The sequence below is a fragment of the Limosilactobacillus sp. C0001E2 genome, from assembly GCF_056590915.1.
Window position 1 is genome coordinate 95,768 of sequence record NZ_JBWPXC010000002.1, and the last position, 17,457, is coordinate 113,224.

The following is a 17,457-nucleotide window of genomic DNA, read 5'->3' on the forward strand; positions in this document are numbered from 1 at the left end:
GAGGTTTGATCATCGAGGTTTCAAACCTCTTTTTTGTTTAGGAGGAAAAATCATGATTTGGATTTACGTGATTATTGTAATTGTCTGTTTCTTAATTGGAACAGTTTGGAGTTACCGCAAAAATCGTCATCATAAGTAGTTAAGAAGGGATATAAAATGGATGTGCAAACGGTCCGCAAAGATTTTCCTATTTTAAATCAACGGGTCAATGGGGAACCATTAATCTATTTTGATAATGCAGCCACTTCACAAACGCCACTGCCAGTTCTTGATGCAGTTCGTAATTACTACTTAACAGAAAACGCTAATGTGCACCGGGGTGTTCATACGCTAGCAGAACGTGCTACAGAACATTATGAACAGGTCCGACAAAAAGTAGCGCGCTTTATCAATGCCCAAGCGGCAAAAGATATTATTTTTACCAGATCAACAACAGAGAGCCTAAACGTGATTGCGCGTGGCTTCGGCGATCAGGTTGTTGAAGCGGGCGATGAAATTGTTGTGACGGCAATGGAGCACCATAGTAATCTTGTACCGTGGCAAGAATTGGCAATGCGCACTGGGGCACAACTCAAGTTTATTGAATTAGATGCCGAACAGAAATTATCCTTGAAAAGCGCGGCGGAACAAATTACGTCACGAACGAAAATTGTGGCGGTGACGGCTGCTTCTAACGTACTCGGGACGTTGACACCTATTCGCAAATTAGCAAATTTAGCTCATCAGGTCCAGGCTTTTTTTGTAGTGGATGCTGCTCAGCTAGTAGGTCATCGACCAGTTGATGTGCAGAAGTGGGATGCTGATTTCATTGCATTTTCTGGTCATAAAATGTTAGCACCCACTGGCATTGGGGTTCTATACGGCCGTAGCGATGTCCTTCAGATGACGTGTCCAGTGCGTTTGGAGGCGAAATGATCGAAGATGTTACCCGCACGAAGACGACTTTCAAGCGTGCACCACTGGGGTTTGAAGCTGGAACCCCCAATATTAGTGGGGTAATCGGTCTCGGGGCAGCGATTGATTATTTAAAGCAAATTGGCTTTTCGGCGATTGAACAACAAGAGCAGGGGCTGGCTAACTACCTTTTACCACGGCTTCGTGAAGTTGATGGTGTAACATTATATGGAACGCAACAAGAGCACACGGGAGTGTTTGCTTTTAATCTTAGCGGGCTCCATCCCCATGATGTTGCAACTGGACTGGATATGGAAGGGGTCGCTGTACGGGCTGGTCACCATTGCGCGCAACCGTTGATGCATACGCTCGGGGTTAACGCAACGGTTCGCGCTAGTGTTGCCTTTTACAATACAATTGATGAATGTCAGCGGTTCTTGGATGCCCTCGTGGCGGTAAGGGAGTTTTTTCAAAATGGGCTTAGCTAAATTAGGATTTTTATATAAAACGTTGGTGCTAGAACATGCCAAGCAACCACACCATTATGCTATTCACCTGCCAGAAGGGAGTCACCAAAAGACCCTTCATAATCCAACGTGTGGGGACACGGTAAATGTGGCCGTGCAAATTCAAAACGGCCAGTTACAAAAGGTTTGTTTTAATGGCCAAGGATGTACGATTTCACAAGCAGCTGCTAGTATGATGACGGATGAATTGACTGGACGAAGCGTGGACGAAGCGCAACGATTAATTCAAGCGTTTTTAGATTTGTGCATGGGAAAAGAAATTTCGCCAACAATGCAAAGGAAGTTGGGCGACGCTGCAGTGATGGGGACCGTCGCAGAATTTCCGGCGCGGATTAAGTGTGCGACGCTGTCGTGGCATGCGGTTCAAGAAATTTTAATGCAAAATGATCAGTAATATTATCAGTAAAGCGGGCGAGAGTGTGATGATTGCACTCTCGCCCGCATTTCTTACTTATTCCAATGTTGATCTTTAAATTGTTCGCGACCACCCGCTTCTTGGGCGGCATAAACGTCCGGATTTTTCTTGTAAAAGTCCTGATGGTAATCTTCAGCTAGATAAAATGGTTGTGCATCTTCAATTTGCGTGACGATCGGTTCATCAAACAGGCCACTGTCTTGAAGCTTTTGCTTAGATGCTTCCGCGATTTGACGTTGCTGGTCATCTTTAACAAAGATGACGGGTCGGTAGTTATCTCCCCGGTCCTGAAACTGACCGCTGGCATCGGTGGGATCAGTTTGGTGCCAATAAATTTCCACCAATTCTTGGTAGGAAATTACCTGGGGATCAAAAGTAATTTTTACCGCTTCAGTATGACCAGTCGTGCCAGATTTAACCTGTTCATAAGTCGGGTTGGCGATGTGACCGCCAGTATAGCCGGATTCAACTTTTTCAATTCCCGGATGGGTATCGAATGGTTCGACCATGCACCAAAAACAACCACCAGCAAAAATTGCAGTATCTAAACTCATTGTTCATTCCTCCTTAATTTTTACCAAAGATTGGCCAAGCAGCAACTTCAGAACCCTTGTAGGTTTTTTCGATGGCTTGCTTAGTTTCCTCAGTTTGGTAAGCAGCGACAACTTTTTTGTAGACTTTGTTATTCTTGTTCTTTTCTTGAACCGCAATGATATTTACGTATGGCTTGGCCTGTTTGTTAACTGGTTCGAGGTAGATAGAATCCTTCTTTGGATTCAGATTAGCGGCTTCGGCGTAATTCCCGTTAATGATTGAAGCATCAACAGAATTTAGTGCACGGGCTGCAGTAGCCGGGTCAACTTCCTTAAATTTCAAATTTTTGGGGTTATCTGTAATATCGTTCAATGATGGTTTAATTCCAGAACCCTTTTTAACTTTGATCAAACCGGCGGATTGCAGGACATTTAAACCACGACCGAGCGTAGTTGGTTCGTTAGGAATCGCAATTGTGGCACCGTTGGGGAGGTCCTTAATGCTTTGGAATTTTTTTGAATAAACGCCCAGTGGTGAAATAACGGTATTGCCGATGGAAGTGAGGTGGGCATTTTCCTTTTTGTTGTAGGAATCAAAGTAGTAGCGGGTGAGACAAGAATGCATATCAATTTTACCTTCTTTTAGCGCCACGTCGGGTTGGACATAGTCATTAAAAGTGACGTACTGAATGGTAATGCCTTGCTTCTTTAATCGTTTACGGACGTTATTCCAAACTGGTTGTGAATCCGTACCGACTAATCCTAACCGAACCACTTTATTTTGCTGGGTAGTCCGGTGGTGAATAAAGCCAATGACTCCACCAATAACAATAATAGCGATAATGATTAATGTAATAATCCCAGAATGACGTTTTTTCATAAGAATTCCTCCTTGATTAGAAAAGAAAAACGTCCCAGAGAACAGCTATGCTTATTCTATGGGACGTCTGTAACGTGTTACCACCCTAATTCAGTATCTCAAGATACCCTCAGTCGGTTCATTATTTGTCACCAAATCAATCAGCTCAAACAGTAAACCGCAGCTCTGAATAACGGTTGCCACCCCGTAACCAACTTACTAATGCTCGTTAGTTAGATTTTCACAAGACCATCTTCATCAACCATTTCAGGATCGTTTTTCAGCAAACCACGACTCTCTTTGCCAGAAATTAGTGATTAATCATCTTTTCTAATCATTTTTTTAATTAAGTTGTCATTATCATAACGAAACGATTTACGTCTGTCAACCCTTTAGAGTGATTTTCCTAATTCATAGGCGACTTCTGGATAGAAGCGTAAGTGATCGGGCCCCGTCACTTTACCGGCCAAAACCTGACCACCGAAACGCCAGCCAAGATCGTCGAAGATTTCTTTGAATTCAGATTTGATATTATCAAAGTTATCGGTTTCTGCGACCGCAATCAAGACAGCCGTCTTTTCTTTGCGCAGCTCTTTGGTCCAAAATTGCATATAGTCGATAACGGTTTTCATTTGGGCCGACATCCCGAAAAAGTAGAGGGGCGTGGTAAAGACGATGGTATCAGCTTTCATCATTTGCTCTTTTAATTCACTTAATCGTTGGTTGGTTAACTGAAAATTTTGCTCGTGATCAACGTGGAGCATGGGCAAAGGATCGCTACCAGCATTAAATTGGATCACTTCATGTCCTGCTTCTTGCGCCCCAGCACTAAACCGATTGGTAATTGCTCGGACCGCCCCATCTTTGAGTGGGCTGCCGTTAATAATCAACATGCGCACCGTGAGTCCCTCCTTGATTTATACATTGCTAAACGTTCTAACTTCTATCTTAGCACTTCTCAAACGTTTTTGTTGTCTTCTTTATCGTAAATTGTTATGATTAATAGTATTTGATTAAATTATACGGAGATGAAAATAGATGGCCGTTTTAGATGTTTCGGGACTGACGATGAGTTTTGCGGATAAAAAGCTATATGAAAATGCCAGTTTTCAGCTCGAAAAGGGCGAACATATGGGAGTGGTTGGCCAAAATGGGGCTGGTAAGTCGACCCTCATTAAGATTTTGATTGGGACTGAATTGCCGGTTGCGGGTCAGCTTAAGTGGCAGAAGAATACCAAAATCGGCTATTTAGATCAATACGTTGATATTCCGCATGGGATGACGCTAATTGAATTTTTGCACACTGCCTTTAGTCAGTTATATAAGATAAATGACGAGATGAATCAACTGTATTCTGACTATGCCACTTCGATGGATGATCAGCTATTAACTAAGGCCGGGCGACTTCAAGAAAAGTTAGATGCCAATAATTTCTATGAAGTGGAGACTCAGATTGAACGCGTAATGTCGGGGTTAGGACTAAATGAAATTGGTAAAGATCACGTCGTTTCCGAGATGAGTGGTGGTCAACGCTCCAAAATTATTTTGGCCAAAATGTTATTGGAAAATCCCGATGTCATTTTGCTTGACGAACCAACAAACTATTTGGATACTGCACATATCAAATGGCTAATTGACTATTTAAATGACTTTACTGGCGCTGCGATGATCATTTCTCACGATTATGATTTTTTGGAACGAGTTACGAATTCAATTGTGGACGTGGCGTTTGGGAAAATTACGAAGTACCGCGGAAGCTTCCAACAAGCCATGCGGCAAAAGGAAGAACGTAAGGAAACGCAGCAACGGGAGTATGAGAAACAACAGGAAACGATTGAGAAAGCTGAACGTTTTATCCGGAAGAATAAAGCAGGTTCTAAATCGACGATGGCCAAGTCACGGGAGAAAATGCTGGCGCGGATGGACCGGATTGATCCACCCTCGGATAATTTAAAAGCGACATTTAAGTTTCCCTATGAAAATACGGGGTCAGCGAATGCACTGCGGGTAACCGAACTAGCGGTGGGTTATGGGCGGCCACTATTGAAGCCGGTCACGTTCTCCATGACAATGGGCGAGAAATTACTCTTGACTGGTTTTAATGGGGTCGGTAAGTCAACGCTGATCAAGTCAATTCTCGGCAAGATTCCATCTTTAGCAGGGGCAGCGACCTTTTCACCATCGGCGATTGTGAACTACTTTGATCAGGATCTGGAATGGGATGACCCGACGCTGACGCCGCTCCAAACCATTCAGAATCTATTTCCGACCATGCTGCCGAAAACGATTCGTCAACGGTTAGCAGGGGCAGGGATTAACGCTGCTAACACCCAAAAAACGCTGCATTTGTTATCTGGTGGTGAGCAAACCAAGGTGAAATTAGCAATTCTCGAACTAACGCCCAGCAATTTTTTGGTAATGGATGAACCAACGAATCACCTTGATGATGAAACGAAGGAGGGGCTCAAACGGGCATTACAACAATTTCCAGGGAACCTCATTCTGGTAAGTCACGAAGCGAGTTTTACAGATGGCTGGCTCGATAAAGTATTAAATGTGGAAAAATTAAGTTTGAAAGAGCGGAAGTAGCTTAAGAAAAGGATTTCGGCCCTTTTTTTGTAGTTTACATGTAAACGTTTTCTCAAAAATGGTTGCAAATTGGTAAAAAGATGTTAGGATAAGAATTGTAGTTAATGTAAACGTTTACAAGAGTTAGCTGTCTACAGGAAATAACCTTTACATTAGTTAGCAATTATTCATTTATTCGTGTAAAAGTTAGATTCTGCTGTCAATTAGGGGAGTGTAAACATGGATATGACACACAAGGGTAACCAGCTGCACCAAGTAAAACCCGTGAAGAAAGCACGGGTAGACCTTGATGCTGGGCTACCAGATCTACCGAAGCGCGTGATCTTTGCGATTACGTTTGGTTTCTTGGGAATTAATATGGGATTTTCACTACAGAGTTCCCAGATGAGTCGGATTTTCCAATCAATTGGTGCTAATCCGAACACGTTAGGTTTCTTCTTCATTTTCCCACCGTTAATGGGAATGATTGTCCAACCATTAATTGGTAAGTACTCAGATCGGACCTGGAACCGGTTTGGTCGGCGAATGCCATACTTACTGTTTGGTGCGCCAATTGCAGCACTAGTTTTGTTGATGCTGCCATTTTCTGGATCCTTCGGCTTCGGTTATGGTTCGCTGGCTGCGATGATCTTTGCAGCATTTGCTGTTTGCTTTATGGACCTGTTTAACAACATTTGTATGCAACCATTCCGAATGATTGTCGGTGATATGGTTAACAACAAGCAAAAGAATTTTGCCTGGTCATGGCAACAGATCTTCTTTAACACTGGTGGTATTTTAGCATCACTGTTACCATTTATCTTTACCGCATTCGGTATGCACAACACCGCTAAAAAAGGTGTGGTACCAAACACCGTTATTTGGGCATACATTGTTGCGGCGGCAGTCTTACTGATTACTAGTATGTGGACCGTCTTTAACGTTAAGGAATACGATCCCGCTACTTACGCTAAGTATCATGGGATTGATCCGGCTGCTAATAAGAAGTCAGTTTCACTCTGGCACTTATTGAAGACGGCACCAAAGGCCTTTTACGAAATTTGTTTAGTTCAATTCTTCAGTTGGGTCGGTGTAATGTACGTCTGGACTTATTCGACGGGAACACTTGCAAAGAACGTTTGGGGGACCACGAACCCAACTAGTGCGGGCTTTCAAGCAGCTGGTAACTGGTACGGTGTGTTGACGGCAATTTTGAGTGTTGCTGGAATTTGCTGGGGCTTTCTCTACTCTAAGTCCAAGGCCAATGCACGGAAACAATGGTACACGCTAGGGTTGACTCTCGGTGGAATTGGTTTAATCCTAGTATCATTAGCGCACAATCAAGCATTGACCATTGTGGCCTTTATTCTCTTTGGAATTTCATACTTTACGATTCACACAATTCCATTTACCCTGTTAACTTCATCGTTAAATGGTGAAAACGAAGGTGCCTACATGGGATTGTTTAATATCGGAATTTGTTTACCACAAATTGCAGCTTCATTATTGAGCTTTGTGATCTTCCCAATGACGGGCAAGAGTCAACCAACAATGATGTTAATTGCGGGAATCTCCTTAATCATTGGTGCCATCGCAGTTCACCAAATTCATGAAGGGGTGGCCGCCGCTAAGGCATAAGCGATAACTAAATTTAAAAAGTGCGGAACAACTAGCTGTTGTTTCGTGCTTTTTGTATAATGAAGAAAAATAACAAAGGAATTGAGCAAATGGCACAGCGACAAATAAAGGTTTTTTCACATAATGATTTAGACGGGTTTGGGGCGCCATTTTTACTAACGGCGGTTCAGGAATTAGTATTCCCGGACGAAGAATTTAAGATTACCAATATTGGAGCAGGTAAGATTGATGAAGAATTGGATTATTGGTTTACCCATGCCGATTTAGGGGCTTATACTGATGTCTACATTATGGATATGACGCCCGAAAGTAAGCACACTTTTCAGCAACTAAACACCAATTTTGCCAACCACTGGTTAGTGTTTGATCATCATGAAACGGCGGCGGCTTCCCGGCAACAGTATTCTAATAACATGGTGACTTTTGATAATGGTCAGAACCAAAGCGCCACTAGCTTAGTTTGGAATTGGGTTCAGCAACAGGACAGGGCGAATCGCTTGGCTCTAGAACGTCAAACGACCTTAGCACAAATTGTGGAATTGATTCGGGCCTATGATACTTGGGATTGGCAAAATGATCCAACCTTAGCGAAGGAAGTTAAAACGGGAGCGGATGAATTGGACCAACTCTTTTGGTTTTATCCGTTAGATCATTCTGCAGAATTTATTCAAAAAGTTTATTTAAAGGGCTGGCAGCAATATCGTGCAGAAAACGCGCTGCTGATTCAAACGCTAAATGATCGGCGTCAGCACTACCTTCACCATCACTTGAAAGACGTTTTAATTGATGAATTAGGTGGTCATAAGTGGGGTTTTGTATACGCTGACGATTACAAGTCTGAAATTGCGCATGCGTTATTAGAAGAGCATCCCGAAGTCGCAGCAGCGCTGGTGATTAGTCCGACTAGTTTGTCCCTGCGGAGTAATGGTCAGATTGATGTGGCCAAATTTGCAGAAAAGTATTTCCGTGGTGGTGGCCACGCAGATGCTGCTGGTGGTCGAATTGATATTAATATGATCCAAGTTGGGGAGCGTGCCGTGATTGAGCATGTGCAGAACCAAATTCAAGAAGCAGAGGCAGATCAGGCGGCAAATCAGGAAACGGTCGCAGATAATTTAGACCCAGCGGTGGCAGCAAAACTGGCTGCTTTGTTTGGTGATCAGAACTAAAAAAATGGCTCCAATTTGGAGCCATTTTTTATAACGATGATTTTTGGTAATTAGCGTGCAAAAAGCGGTCCATTGTAATTGGATCTTCACCAGTAAGGCGGTGGAAATCATTACTAGTTGCGCTCATTAAACCGCGCCCACCAGCATCGTACATGGAAGCTAGTTCAGCACCGCCATCATTCTTATATATTCTTCCGAATTGTTCAACCGTCACTGGTCGATAGGAAATCGGCTGCCCAGTGACGTCGGTCATGATTTTGGCTAGCTCAATCATATTATAATTTTGCGGCATCGAGAGGAGATAACTTTGTCCATGATCTCGCATGGTTGGTTGCGCAGCTAGACTAGCAATTGCTTTAGCACTGTCGTTACGACTAATAAAGCTGAGTGGTCGGTCGCCAACTGGGTAGATAAGATGACCACGTTCGATTAATTCCGGTAAGTACGGCACCAGTGGATCTGCATAGAGGGTATTGCGGACATAAGCGTATGCTAAACCGCTTCCCGCGAGACGCCGGGGAACGTAAGCGTAGAATGGTGACATTTGAAATGGATTATTAGTTTGATCGGCAAAGAAGCTAACGAAAATGAAGCTTTCAATTCCATTGCGCTTGGCACCGGCCAACACATTTTCAAATTCTTGAACCCGTTGTATTAAGTTATAGGTGATACTTGGAATATATATGAGAACGTCAATATCAGTAAAACTTTGGTCAATTGTTGATGGATCGGTGTAATCTAAGTGAGTAACGGTCATACTGGTACCATCGAAAAGGGAAGCCTTTTTCATGTTATGAACACCAACGCGAATGTCAGCTTCGTCAACATAATTCCGTAGGTGATGAACAACCTTTTGACCTAGATGGCCGCTAGCGCCAGTAACTAAGTAATTCATTGTTGATTTTCCTCCTTTGTGTGGGCAACTAAAATGTCATTAATGATGTCTTCTAAAGTAATCCGGGATAACCGGCCAAACGCGGCGTTCTGCACTTCTTGGTAGGCCTGATCGAGAACTTTTTGAATATTACCGCCCACGATACATTCTGGATTGGTTGTGGGGTCGACACTAAAAAGCTGGCGATCTCCTTCAACCGCATAGTAAATATCCAGTAAAGAAATCGCGCTCGGCTGCTTAGCAAGATGGGGATTCGGTGAACCATGGGTGGTTTGGATTAGACCGGCCTTTTGTAATGCTCCCATGATGCGACGAACCACGACCGGTGACGTCATGACACTTGCCGCGATATTTTCACTAGAGAGTTTGGTGTTTTCATAGATATTTAAGTAGGCCAGGATGTGGATAGCATCACTAAACCGAGTTGAAACTTTCATAAACTCACCTCAATTAAGAAATGTGATTGACTATAATATACTCTACTGATCGTAACTTTTCAAGTTACAAAATTAAACGTTAACCTTGACACTTTAGAGACTAAAGATATAATTGACGTAACTAAAATAATTACGACTAGGAGGGCTGAAATGATTAAATACGACCACGTAGCTAAAACCTATTCCTCCGTTCCGGTCATTCGGGATGTTTCATTTGAAATTAACGAAGGGGACCTCTTTGTGTTGGTTGGCCCCAGTGGGAGCGGGAAAACTACTTTATTGAAAATGTTCAATCGCTTAACTGTCCCCACCGAAGGGAACGTCTATTATCAAGGGAAAAAGATTAAAGATTATGATCTCCAACAATTACGATTACAAACTGGCTATGTTTTACAAGACAGTAGCTTATTTCCTAATTTAAATTTGCAGGATAATATTGCAATTCAATTAGAACAGCAAGGAGTTGCGAAAGTAAAACGTCATCAGCGGGCGTATGAACTATTACGGGCAGTCGATATGAATCCCGAAAAGTACGCTAAACGGATGCCAAATGAACTGTCCGGTGGTGAACAACAACGAGTCGGCATCATTCGGGCGCTCGCAGCTAGACCAGCGGTCATTTTAATGGATGAACCGTTTAGTGCTTTGGATCCAGTGGTTCGTCGTCAACTGCAAGATCTAGTGTTGAAACTACAGCAGCAGACTAAAACCACCATCATCTTTGTGACGCACGATATGCATGAGGCATTACGGCTGGGAACTAAAATTGCGGTACTTAAAGACGGTATTTTACAGCAGGTTGGCACACCCCAGGAAATTATTAACCAGCCCGCAACTGAATTTGTGAAAGAGTTCTTTCATGGACATGGCTTTCATTTTGCACTGGGGGCAGTCCTTGATGGCGGATTGGGGAAGAAAGTCAGCACGGTTTCTGATGATTTACCCATGGTCACTGCTAAAAAATTGGAGGAACTATTTGCGTTTTGCCGTGACCATCAAGATCAGCAGTTTGTTGTGCAGACTGACGATGGTCAATACATCGTTAATCGGCAGGACGTCTGGAATTATTTGATTAGGAGGGAAGAGAATCGTGTTTAACTCAATTGCAGAAACGCTTCACACTCAACAGGGAGCAATCATTAAGGCAACCGAGCAGCACATCAGCATTTCTTTACTGTCCCTGTTAATTGCGATGGTGATTGCCATTCCATTAGCCATCCTGCTGAAGGATCATCGTCGCATCGCCGAAGGCTGCTTGCAAGTTGCGGGAATTATCCAAACGATTCCTAGTTTGGCCATTTTAGGGTTACTAATTCCGCTGGTGGGGATCGGCACGGTACCGGCTGTAATTGCCCTCGTGTTATATGCTATTATGCCGATTTTTCAAAATACTTATGCTGGACTCACGCGGATTGCTCCAAATTTAGAAGAAGCAGCGACAGCTTTTGGCCTCACTAAATGGAAAAAGTTGCAACGGCTTGAATTACCATTGGCGATGCCGATGATTTTATCAGGAATTCGAATTTCGCTTGTGATGATTATTGGTACCGCGACTCTGGCAGCCTTAATTGGCGGTGGTGGTCTTGGAACCTTTATCTTGACGGGAATTCAATCCAATAATAATACCTATGTCATTATTGGGGCGGTGTTGTCCGCCATTCTAGCCTTTTTCTTTAGTTGGTTATTAAAGTTTGTCGGCAGTAATACCAAACGTCTGCGGATCGGGATGGTCGCGATCGTAATTTTACTATTTGGATTTGGCGGTTATAAAGGGTATCAAGTATTGCGTCCTGCGCCAACTAAGATTGTGATTGCTGGAAAAATGGGTAGTGAACCCGATATCTTGATTCATATGTATAAGGATCTGATTCAGCAGGAAGATCCCCAGGCAGAGGTTACTTTAAAACCAAATTTTGGTGGTACGACATTCCTGTTTAAGGCGTTACAAAGTAATCAAATTGATGTTTATCCGGAATTTACGGGAACGGTCAACCAACAAATTATTAAGTCCAAGCGAAAAACGGGAGCTAATCCGCAAGAGACATATCAGTTGGCTAAGCGGGAATTAGCACGCCGTTATCAAATGCGTTATTTGAAGCCAATGCAATATCAAAATGGGTATGCATTAGTGGCAAGCCCGCAGTTTGCCAAAACTCACCAGTTAACAAAGATGAGTCAGCTTGCTAATTATAATAATGAAATTACTGCTGGCTTTGATCCAGATTTCTATCAATTGCACGATGGTTATCAAGGATTGAAGCAGCCATATGGCTATCATTTTAAAAATGTCAAAACCATGGAGCCATCAATTCGTTATCAGGCCATTGCCAATGGGCGGGTGAATGTGGTCGATGGCTACACCACGGATCCGCAAATTACCCAATATCACTTGAAAATGTTACAGGATGATCGCCACTTCTTCCCGCCATATCAAGGGGCACCACTAATGAAGGAGAGTTTTGCTAAGCGGAATCCACGGGTGGTTGCTGCTCTCAACAAGTTGGCCGGGAAAATTACCACGAAGGAAATGCAGCGGATGAACTATGAAGTAACGGTTAAAAAGAAAAGTGCAGCAACAGTGGCTCGGCAGTATTTGGTAAAACATCATTTATTAGATAACTAAAGTGGGAAACTCAGAATGCGCATTCTGAGCTCCCACTTTAATTTATGAATTGGTAATTACGACTTTAGTTCCTTGTTTGATATTTTGGTACAACCAACGTGCGTCTGGTACGGAGAGACGGACACAGCCATGCGAATTGGCAGTTTTACCCAGTGCTTGGGCCTCACTAACCAGGTATTGGCCTCGACGGTTAATCGGGACGGAGTGGAAAAGGTATTCGCCATGATTTTTCCAAGAAACCCAGTAACGGGCGCCTTCGCCACTTTTGGCGTTAAAAAATGATTGGCCGCGTTCGGCTTGAATATGATAAGTACCAGTTGGCGTATTATTGTCCTTACCAGAACCCGTTGACGCATACATTGTGTATAGGGTTCTTCCGTGATTAATTAAGTAGACCCTTTGGCGCTTTTTCGAAACGAGGATCCAGAGATGAGGGTATTGACTAACGTTCGGGTAAGGTTTCGTTTCGGATGAATGTTGCCATTGATTACTGGTTGGCGTCTGGTGAGTGATTGAAGTATTTTCAAGATGTTGGTGAAAAAGGTAGCGTCCACCAAAAAGTACCAGGAACACCAGTATGGTCAAAATGATCAAATGACGAATCAATTTCATAATGAACTTCCTTAATTATTAATGATTAGCCCTGAGTTTAGCACAAAAAGCTGCCAAAGAAGTAAGCTTAACCAGAATTTAAATGATTAGCAAAAACCGGTCAGTATCAAACAATGCTGACCGGTTTATTAGTTTTTAAGCTAATCTTTTGAAATCACAACTTTCGTGCCGGTAGGGATGTTTTTGTACATCCATTGTGAATCCGGAATTGATAAACGGATACAACCGTGTGACATTGGCTTTTTTCCTAAGTAAGAAGCCTGCTTCTTGTCGTATTGCCCCTTATCGTTAATTGGGACAGAGTGGAAGAGAAAGTCGTTTCCCTTCCAAGCCACGTAATAGTTAGCTCCCGCCTTTTCTTCTTGGTTATAGAAAGTATCCCCACGGACGTCTTCGATATGGTAAGTACCAGTCGGCGTAGCGTTATGAGCACCAGATGAACAGTACATCGTGTAGAGCTTTTTGTTCTTGTTGCTCATCAGGTAAACGCGTTGCTTTTTCAAATTGACATGAATCCACATTCCCGGATTTTTTTGAACATCTGGGTATGGTTTGTTTTCTGAAGGCTTACGATAATCAATCTTGGCAGCCTTCGCAGATCCGGCGGTTCCACCCCAAATCATCATTAGTAGTGCCGCCACAAGCGTGGTTGCTAATAATAATTTACTAAATTTCTTCATTTTAATTCGCTCCCTTAATAATACAGGGAACATTCTAACACATTTGGGTTACAGAGACTGAAGATTTTTGACACTTTTTCGTTCGGTAATATGCACAGGAATAAACTCGGCGTCTGCATTCTCAATTAAATTGGTGACGCTGCGTTGCCCCATTAATTTAAATTGTTGTGAAACGCTGGAAATGGTCGGTGATGTGATATCGCAAATAAAAGTACCGTCAATACTGATGATGGAAAGGTCTTCCGGAATTGAATATCCAAACTGATTGGCCGCCTTAATGAGTCCAGCAGCAACCATATCACTGGCGGCAATGATTGCTGTCAAACCGAGGTTACGTACTCGTTTAAATAATTTTTGCGCATTTTCAAAACTGTAGTCTCCATATTGCACCCAGTTTGGATCGACCACTAGGTTAGCTTTAGTCATTACTTTTTCATAGCCAAGTAACCGTTGTTTTCCAGTGGTGGACTGGTCAATTCCTAATAGTCCAATTTTGGAATGACCATGATCGATTAAGTACGAGGTTGCTAATTCACCAATTTTAATGTTATCAGAACTGACAAACTTGGTTTCTTGATCATCGCTACCGTAAATAGAAACAAAGCGGTAAGGGAGACCAGAATTATTGAGCAGTCTTAATTGACGGGGCGTGGCTTTGGCAGAGATGAGTAGAATCCCGGAAACGGAACGGGCTAAAACGTTATTAATCGCCTGCGTAAGCATTGCCTCATCGTTATTTCCTGCATAAAAAATAATCGAGTTGCGGTGAGCATCCTGAAGCGCTTCTTGAATGCCATCAAGAACTTCCTGCCAGAAATGAGTCTTGGTATTATTAATGATGATGGCGATAGTTTTAACTTCATTGGCGGCTAACTCTGCGGCCGATACATTGCGGTGATAGCCTAACTGGTCGGCAACTTTACGAACGACCTTCGCAGTCTCTTCACGATAGGTTCCCGCTTTATTTGAGAGAACCCGGGAAACGGTTGCCGTAGATACATGGGCCGCTTTGGCAACATCTTTAATTGTGGCTTTCATTTAATTACTTCCTCCGAATATTTTCATTACTACCATTATAGTGCAATTTGGTTAACTAGCAAGCGTTTACATTATTATTAAACAGCTATTGTAAACGTTTGCGTAATGTGATACAGTGAACACTGTAAACGAATTACATTTAACTTCACGTCAACTGAAAGGGAGTTTCATGACAATGAGTAATCAATTAACAGGGTATCAAGATGACAATCAAACCATTACATTAAGTTTTGCTTCCAGCAAGGACTTAGTTTTAAAAATTTTAACGAACGAAATTATTCAGGTTTTTCAAGACCATGGTTGCCCAACTAATTCATATGCGATTGAGGGCAATAAACAGCGAAAAACTAATTATACAGTCGAAAATAAAGGCGATCACGTTGAAATCCGGACTGGTGCATTGATCGTTAAAGCATATGATGACGCTAAGCTTGATGTTTATGATGCGGATGGCAATCCGCTAGTGCTTGACTATCGAGGAAAGCGAGAGCCATTACCAACCGACATGGATGATGAGCACCGGAAGACGGTAATGTCAGAAGGACATGCGGTTCATGCCAAGGCCAATCCAGACAATGTTAATTTTGAAATCATTAAGTCATTGGCTAAGGATGAAGTCTTCTATGGATTAGGTGGCAAGACTGGCTTTTTGAACAAGCGTGGGTATGAATACGATAATTGGAATAGTGACGTACCAGTTCTGCATAATGAAACGGAAACCCACCTTTATAAGTCGATTCCCGTAATGTATGGTTTGAAGAATGGGCACCCGTATGGCTTATTCTTTGATGATACCTACAAGAGTCATTTTGACCTCGGTAAGGAAAGCGACAATTACTATTACTATTCTGCAGTTGGTGGAAACGTTGATTACTATATTTTAGGTGGTCATACGCTGAAGGATGTTGTTGCTAACTATACCTACTTAACAGGGGTGGTTCCTCTGCCACAAAAGTGGATGTTAGGTTATCAACAATCGCGCTGGGGATACAGTACTAGTGACCAGCGAGTAGAAAGGATTGCGGACGGCTTTGCGGAGCACAATCTGCCAATTGATGTCATTCACTTGGACATTGATTACATGTACGGCTACCGAGACTTCACTTGGGACACTACTAAATATAAGGATCCGAAAGCCTTTGTTCAAAGAATGAAGCAACGTGGGATTCGCCTCATGCCGATTTTGGACGCCGGAGTTAAAGTTGATGATAAATATGATATCTATAAAGAAGGAATGGAGAAAGGCTACTTTGTAACCAATCCTGACGGGAGTGTTTACGTTGGCTCCGTTTGGCCAGGTGATTCGGTCTTTCCTGACTTTGGTAACGAAGATGTGCGCAAGTGGTGGGCAAAGCACGTGAAGTTCTTTGCTGACATGGGTGTGTGCGGAGTTTGGAATGACATGGACGAACCCGCTAATTTCCAGGCGAAAGGGCAGTTGCCAGACGACCTGGTTTTCCATGATGGGGTCAACATTAGTACCCATGCCAAAATGCACAACGTCTTTGGCCACCTACAAGCTCAAGCAACTTATGAAGGAATGAAGCAGGCAACTGGCAAGCGGCCGTACATTATTACCCGAGCTGCCTATGCAGGGACCCAAAAGTATTCAACGGTTTGGACCGGTGATAATACAGCGGTTTGGTCTCACCTCCAATTGGCAATTCCACAGTTAAACGGCCTTGGTTTGAGTGGATTTGCCTTTGCTGGGACCGACATTGGTGGGTTCCAAGAAGATACCACGCCGGAGTTGTTAACCCGGTGGATTGAAGCTTCATTGCTAGTTCCGCTCTTCCGGAACCACTCGATTTTAGGATCACGGTATCAAGAACCATGGGCATTCGGTAAGCAAACACTGGATATTTACCGCAAGTACTTGAACTTACGGTACCGGTTCATCCCATACTTGTACGATCAATTCCGGCACGAAACGGAATCGGGGTTACCAGTAATGCGGCCATTGGTCCTGAATTACCCCGATGATCAAGAAACGCGGAATTTGAATGATGCATACATGATTGGTACCAACATCTTGGTTGCACCAATTGTTAATCAAGGAGCCGCAAAACGGTTGGTCTACTTACCAGCAGGAAACTGGATTGACTTCTGGAACCATGCTGAATATTCAGGTCAACAGTACATCATGGCGGATGCACCAATTGATAAGTTGCCACTCTTTGTGAAGGCGAACACGGTCTTACCATGGGGTAACAAGGTAATGCACGTCAGTGATGAACCAGAGAAGGTCATGACATTCCGACTCTTTGGTGAATGTGGTTCGACTAAGCATTATCAAGACAATGGTCAAGACTTTAAGTACCAACAGGGTGAATTTAATGAATACTATGTTGAAGTGACTGAAGACGGTCATGTGGCCGTGAAGTTAACAAAGCATGGTTACAAGCCAACGTATGAAAAGATTTACGTTGAAACTGATCAAAGCCGGTATGAGTTTACTTATCATGCTGATACTGATGAATATAAATTAGTGAATGAACAATAATCAATTGTAAAAAATACGGCGTAGAATTCGGATACATCGGACTCTACGCCGTATTTTTTTATGTTC

Annotated in this window: 15 protein-coding genes and 1 pseudogene; 8 read left to right on the forward strand and 8 right to left on the reverse strand. The window is 42.9% G+C overall.

All coding sequences use genetic code 11. The features are described from left to right. Positions 1 to 156 precede the first annotated feature (156 nt). Together AC1EKL_RS02690 and sufU are read left to right on the forward strand one after the other, a co-directional pair. Positions 157 to 1,382 (forward strand): annotated as a pseudogene (locus AC1EKL_RS02690) (aminotransferase class V-fold PLP-dependent enzyme). Next, positions 1,369 to 1,815, forward strand: coding sequence for a Fe-S cluster assembly sulfur transfer protein SufU (gene sufU, locus AC1EKL_RS02695; protein WP_480188402.1), 447 nt, complete (start codon positions 1,369 to 1,371; stop codon positions 1,813 to 1,815). Before AC1EKL_RS02690 ends, sufU begins: the two are co-directional and overlap by 14 nt. A gap of 53 nt (positions 1,816 to 1,868) precedes the next feature. Here sufU and msrA read toward each other — a convergent pair whose 3' ends face one another. From msrA to AC1EKL_RS02710, 3 genes are all read right to left on the reverse strand, one after another. Continuing rightward, positions 1,869 to 2,390: a peptide-methionine (S)-S-oxide reductase MsrA gene (gene msrA, locus AC1EKL_RS02700; protein WP_480188401.1), complete on the reverse strand. Its 522-nt coding sequence runs from the start codon at positions 2,388 to 2,390 to the stop codon at positions 1,869 to 1,871. Between the two features lie 13 nt (positions 2,391 to 2,403). Then, positions 2,404 to 3,249, reverse strand: coding sequence for a MetQ/NlpA family ABC transporter substrate-binding protein (locus AC1EKL_RS02705; RefSeq protein ID WP_480189957.1), 846 nt, complete (start codon positions 3,247 to 3,249; stop codon positions 2,404 to 2,406). A gap of 371 nt (positions 3,250 to 3,620) precedes the next feature. Further along, positions 3,621 to 4,121, reverse strand: coding sequence for a flavodoxin family protein (locus AC1EKL_RS02710; protein ID WP_480188486.1), 501 nt, complete (start codon positions 4,119 to 4,121; stop codon positions 3,621 to 3,623). Positions 4,122 to 4,266: 145 nt separating this feature from the next. Here AC1EKL_RS02710 and AC1EKL_RS02715 point away from each other — a divergent pair, with 145 nt between their 5' ends. The 3 genes from AC1EKL_RS02715 to AC1EKL_RS02725 all read left to right on the forward strand — a co-directional run bounded on the left by AC1EKL_RS02715 (position 4,267) and on the right by AC1EKL_RS02725 (position 8,603). Next, positions 4,267 to 5,817 carry an ABC-F family ATP-binding cassette domain-containing protein gene (locus AC1EKL_RS02715; protein ID WP_480188399.1) on the forward strand — a complete coding sequence of 517 codons (1,551 nt, stop codon included), beginning with the start codon at positions 4,267 to 4,269 and terminating at the stop codon, positions 5,815 to 5,817. Between the two features lie 225 nt (positions 5,818 to 6,042). Further along, positions 6,043 to 7,434 carry an SLC45 family MFS transporter gene (locus AC1EKL_RS02720; RefSeq protein WP_480188485.1) on the forward strand — a complete coding sequence of 464 codons (1,392 nt, stop codon included), beginning with the start codon at positions 6,043 to 6,045 and terminating at the stop codon, positions 7,432 to 7,434. Between the two features lie 89 nt (positions 7,435 to 7,523). Continuing rightward, positions 7,524 to 8,603 (forward strand): DHHA1 domain-containing protein, encoded by a 1,080-nt coding sequence (locus tag AC1EKL_RS02725; RefSeq protein WP_480188398.1) that lies wholly within the window; start codon positions 7,524 to 7,526, stop codon positions 8,601 to 8,603. Positions 8,604 to 8,631: 28 nt separating this feature from the next. Here the strand turns inward: AC1EKL_RS02725 and AC1EKL_RS02730 are convergent, their stop codons facing one another. Together AC1EKL_RS02730 and AC1EKL_RS02735 are read right to left on the reverse strand one after the other, a co-directional pair. Continuing rightward, positions 8,632 to 9,498 carry an SDR family oxidoreductase gene (locus AC1EKL_RS02730; protein ID WP_480188397.1) on the reverse strand — a complete coding sequence of 289 codons (867 nt, stop codon included), beginning with the start codon at positions 9,496 to 9,498 and terminating at the stop codon, positions 8,632 to 8,634. Further along, on the reverse strand, positions 9,495 to 9,935 hold the full coding sequence (locus tag AC1EKL_RS02735; protein ID WP_480188396.1) for an Rrf2 family transcriptional regulator: 441 nt from the start codon (positions 9,933 to 9,935) through the stop codon (positions 9,495 to 9,497). The genes AC1EKL_RS02730 and AC1EKL_RS02735 overlap by 4 nt, the downstream gene beginning before the upstream one ends. Before the next feature lie 150 nt (positions 9,936 to 10,085). Between AC1EKL_RS02735 and AC1EKL_RS02740 the strand changes: the two genes are divergently transcribed. Together AC1EKL_RS02740 and AC1EKL_RS02745 are read left to right on the forward strand one after the other, a co-directional pair. Next, positions 10,086 to 11,033: an ATP-binding cassette domain-containing protein gene (locus AC1EKL_RS02740; RefSeq protein WP_480188395.1), complete on the forward strand. Its 948-nt coding sequence runs from the start codon at positions 10,086 to 10,088 to the stop codon at positions 11,031 to 11,033. Continuing rightward, a complete protein-coding gene (locus tag AC1EKL_RS02745; protein WP_480188394.1) occupies positions 11,026 to 12,558 on the forward strand; it encodes an ABC transporter permease/substrate-binding protein in 1,533 nt (510 codons plus the stop codon). The genes AC1EKL_RS02740 and AC1EKL_RS02745 overlap by 8 nt, the downstream gene beginning before the upstream one ends. Before the next feature lie 42 nt (positions 12,559 to 12,600). Here the strand turns inward: AC1EKL_RS02745 and AC1EKL_RS02750 are convergent, their stop codons facing one another. The 3 genes from AC1EKL_RS02750 to AC1EKL_RS02760 all read right to left on the reverse strand — a co-directional run bounded on the left by AC1EKL_RS02750 (position 12,601) and on the right by AC1EKL_RS02760 (position 14,888). After that, positions 12,601 to 13,170: a L,D-transpeptidase gene (locus AC1EKL_RS02750; RefSeq protein ID WP_480188393.1), complete on the reverse strand. Its 570-nt coding sequence runs from the start codon at positions 13,168 to 13,170 to the stop codon at positions 12,601 to 12,603. A gap of 140 nt (positions 13,171 to 13,310) precedes the next feature. Then, positions 13,311 to 13,850, reverse strand: a complete 540-nt coding sequence (locus tag AC1EKL_RS02755) for a L,D-transpeptidase (RefSeq protein WP_464465124.1) — start codon at positions 13,848 to 13,850, stop codon at positions 13,311 to 13,313. A gap of 48 nt (positions 13,851 to 13,898) precedes the next feature. Next, positions 13,899 to 14,888 carry a LacI family DNA-binding transcriptional regulator gene (locus AC1EKL_RS02760; protein ID WP_480188392.1) on the reverse strand — a complete coding sequence of 330 codons (990 nt, stop codon included), beginning with the start codon at positions 14,886 to 14,888 and terminating at the stop codon, positions 13,899 to 13,901. Positions 14,889 to 15,063: 175 nt separating this feature from the next. Between AC1EKL_RS02760 and AC1EKL_RS02765 the strand changes: the two genes are divergently transcribed. After that, positions 15,064 to 17,391 (forward strand): glycoside hydrolase family 31 protein, encoded by a 2,328-nt coding sequence (locus tag AC1EKL_RS02765; protein WP_480189955.1) that lies wholly within the window; start codon positions 15,064 to 15,066, stop codon positions 17,389 to 17,391. The last annotated feature ends 66 nt before the right edge of the window (positions 17,392 to 17,457 follow it).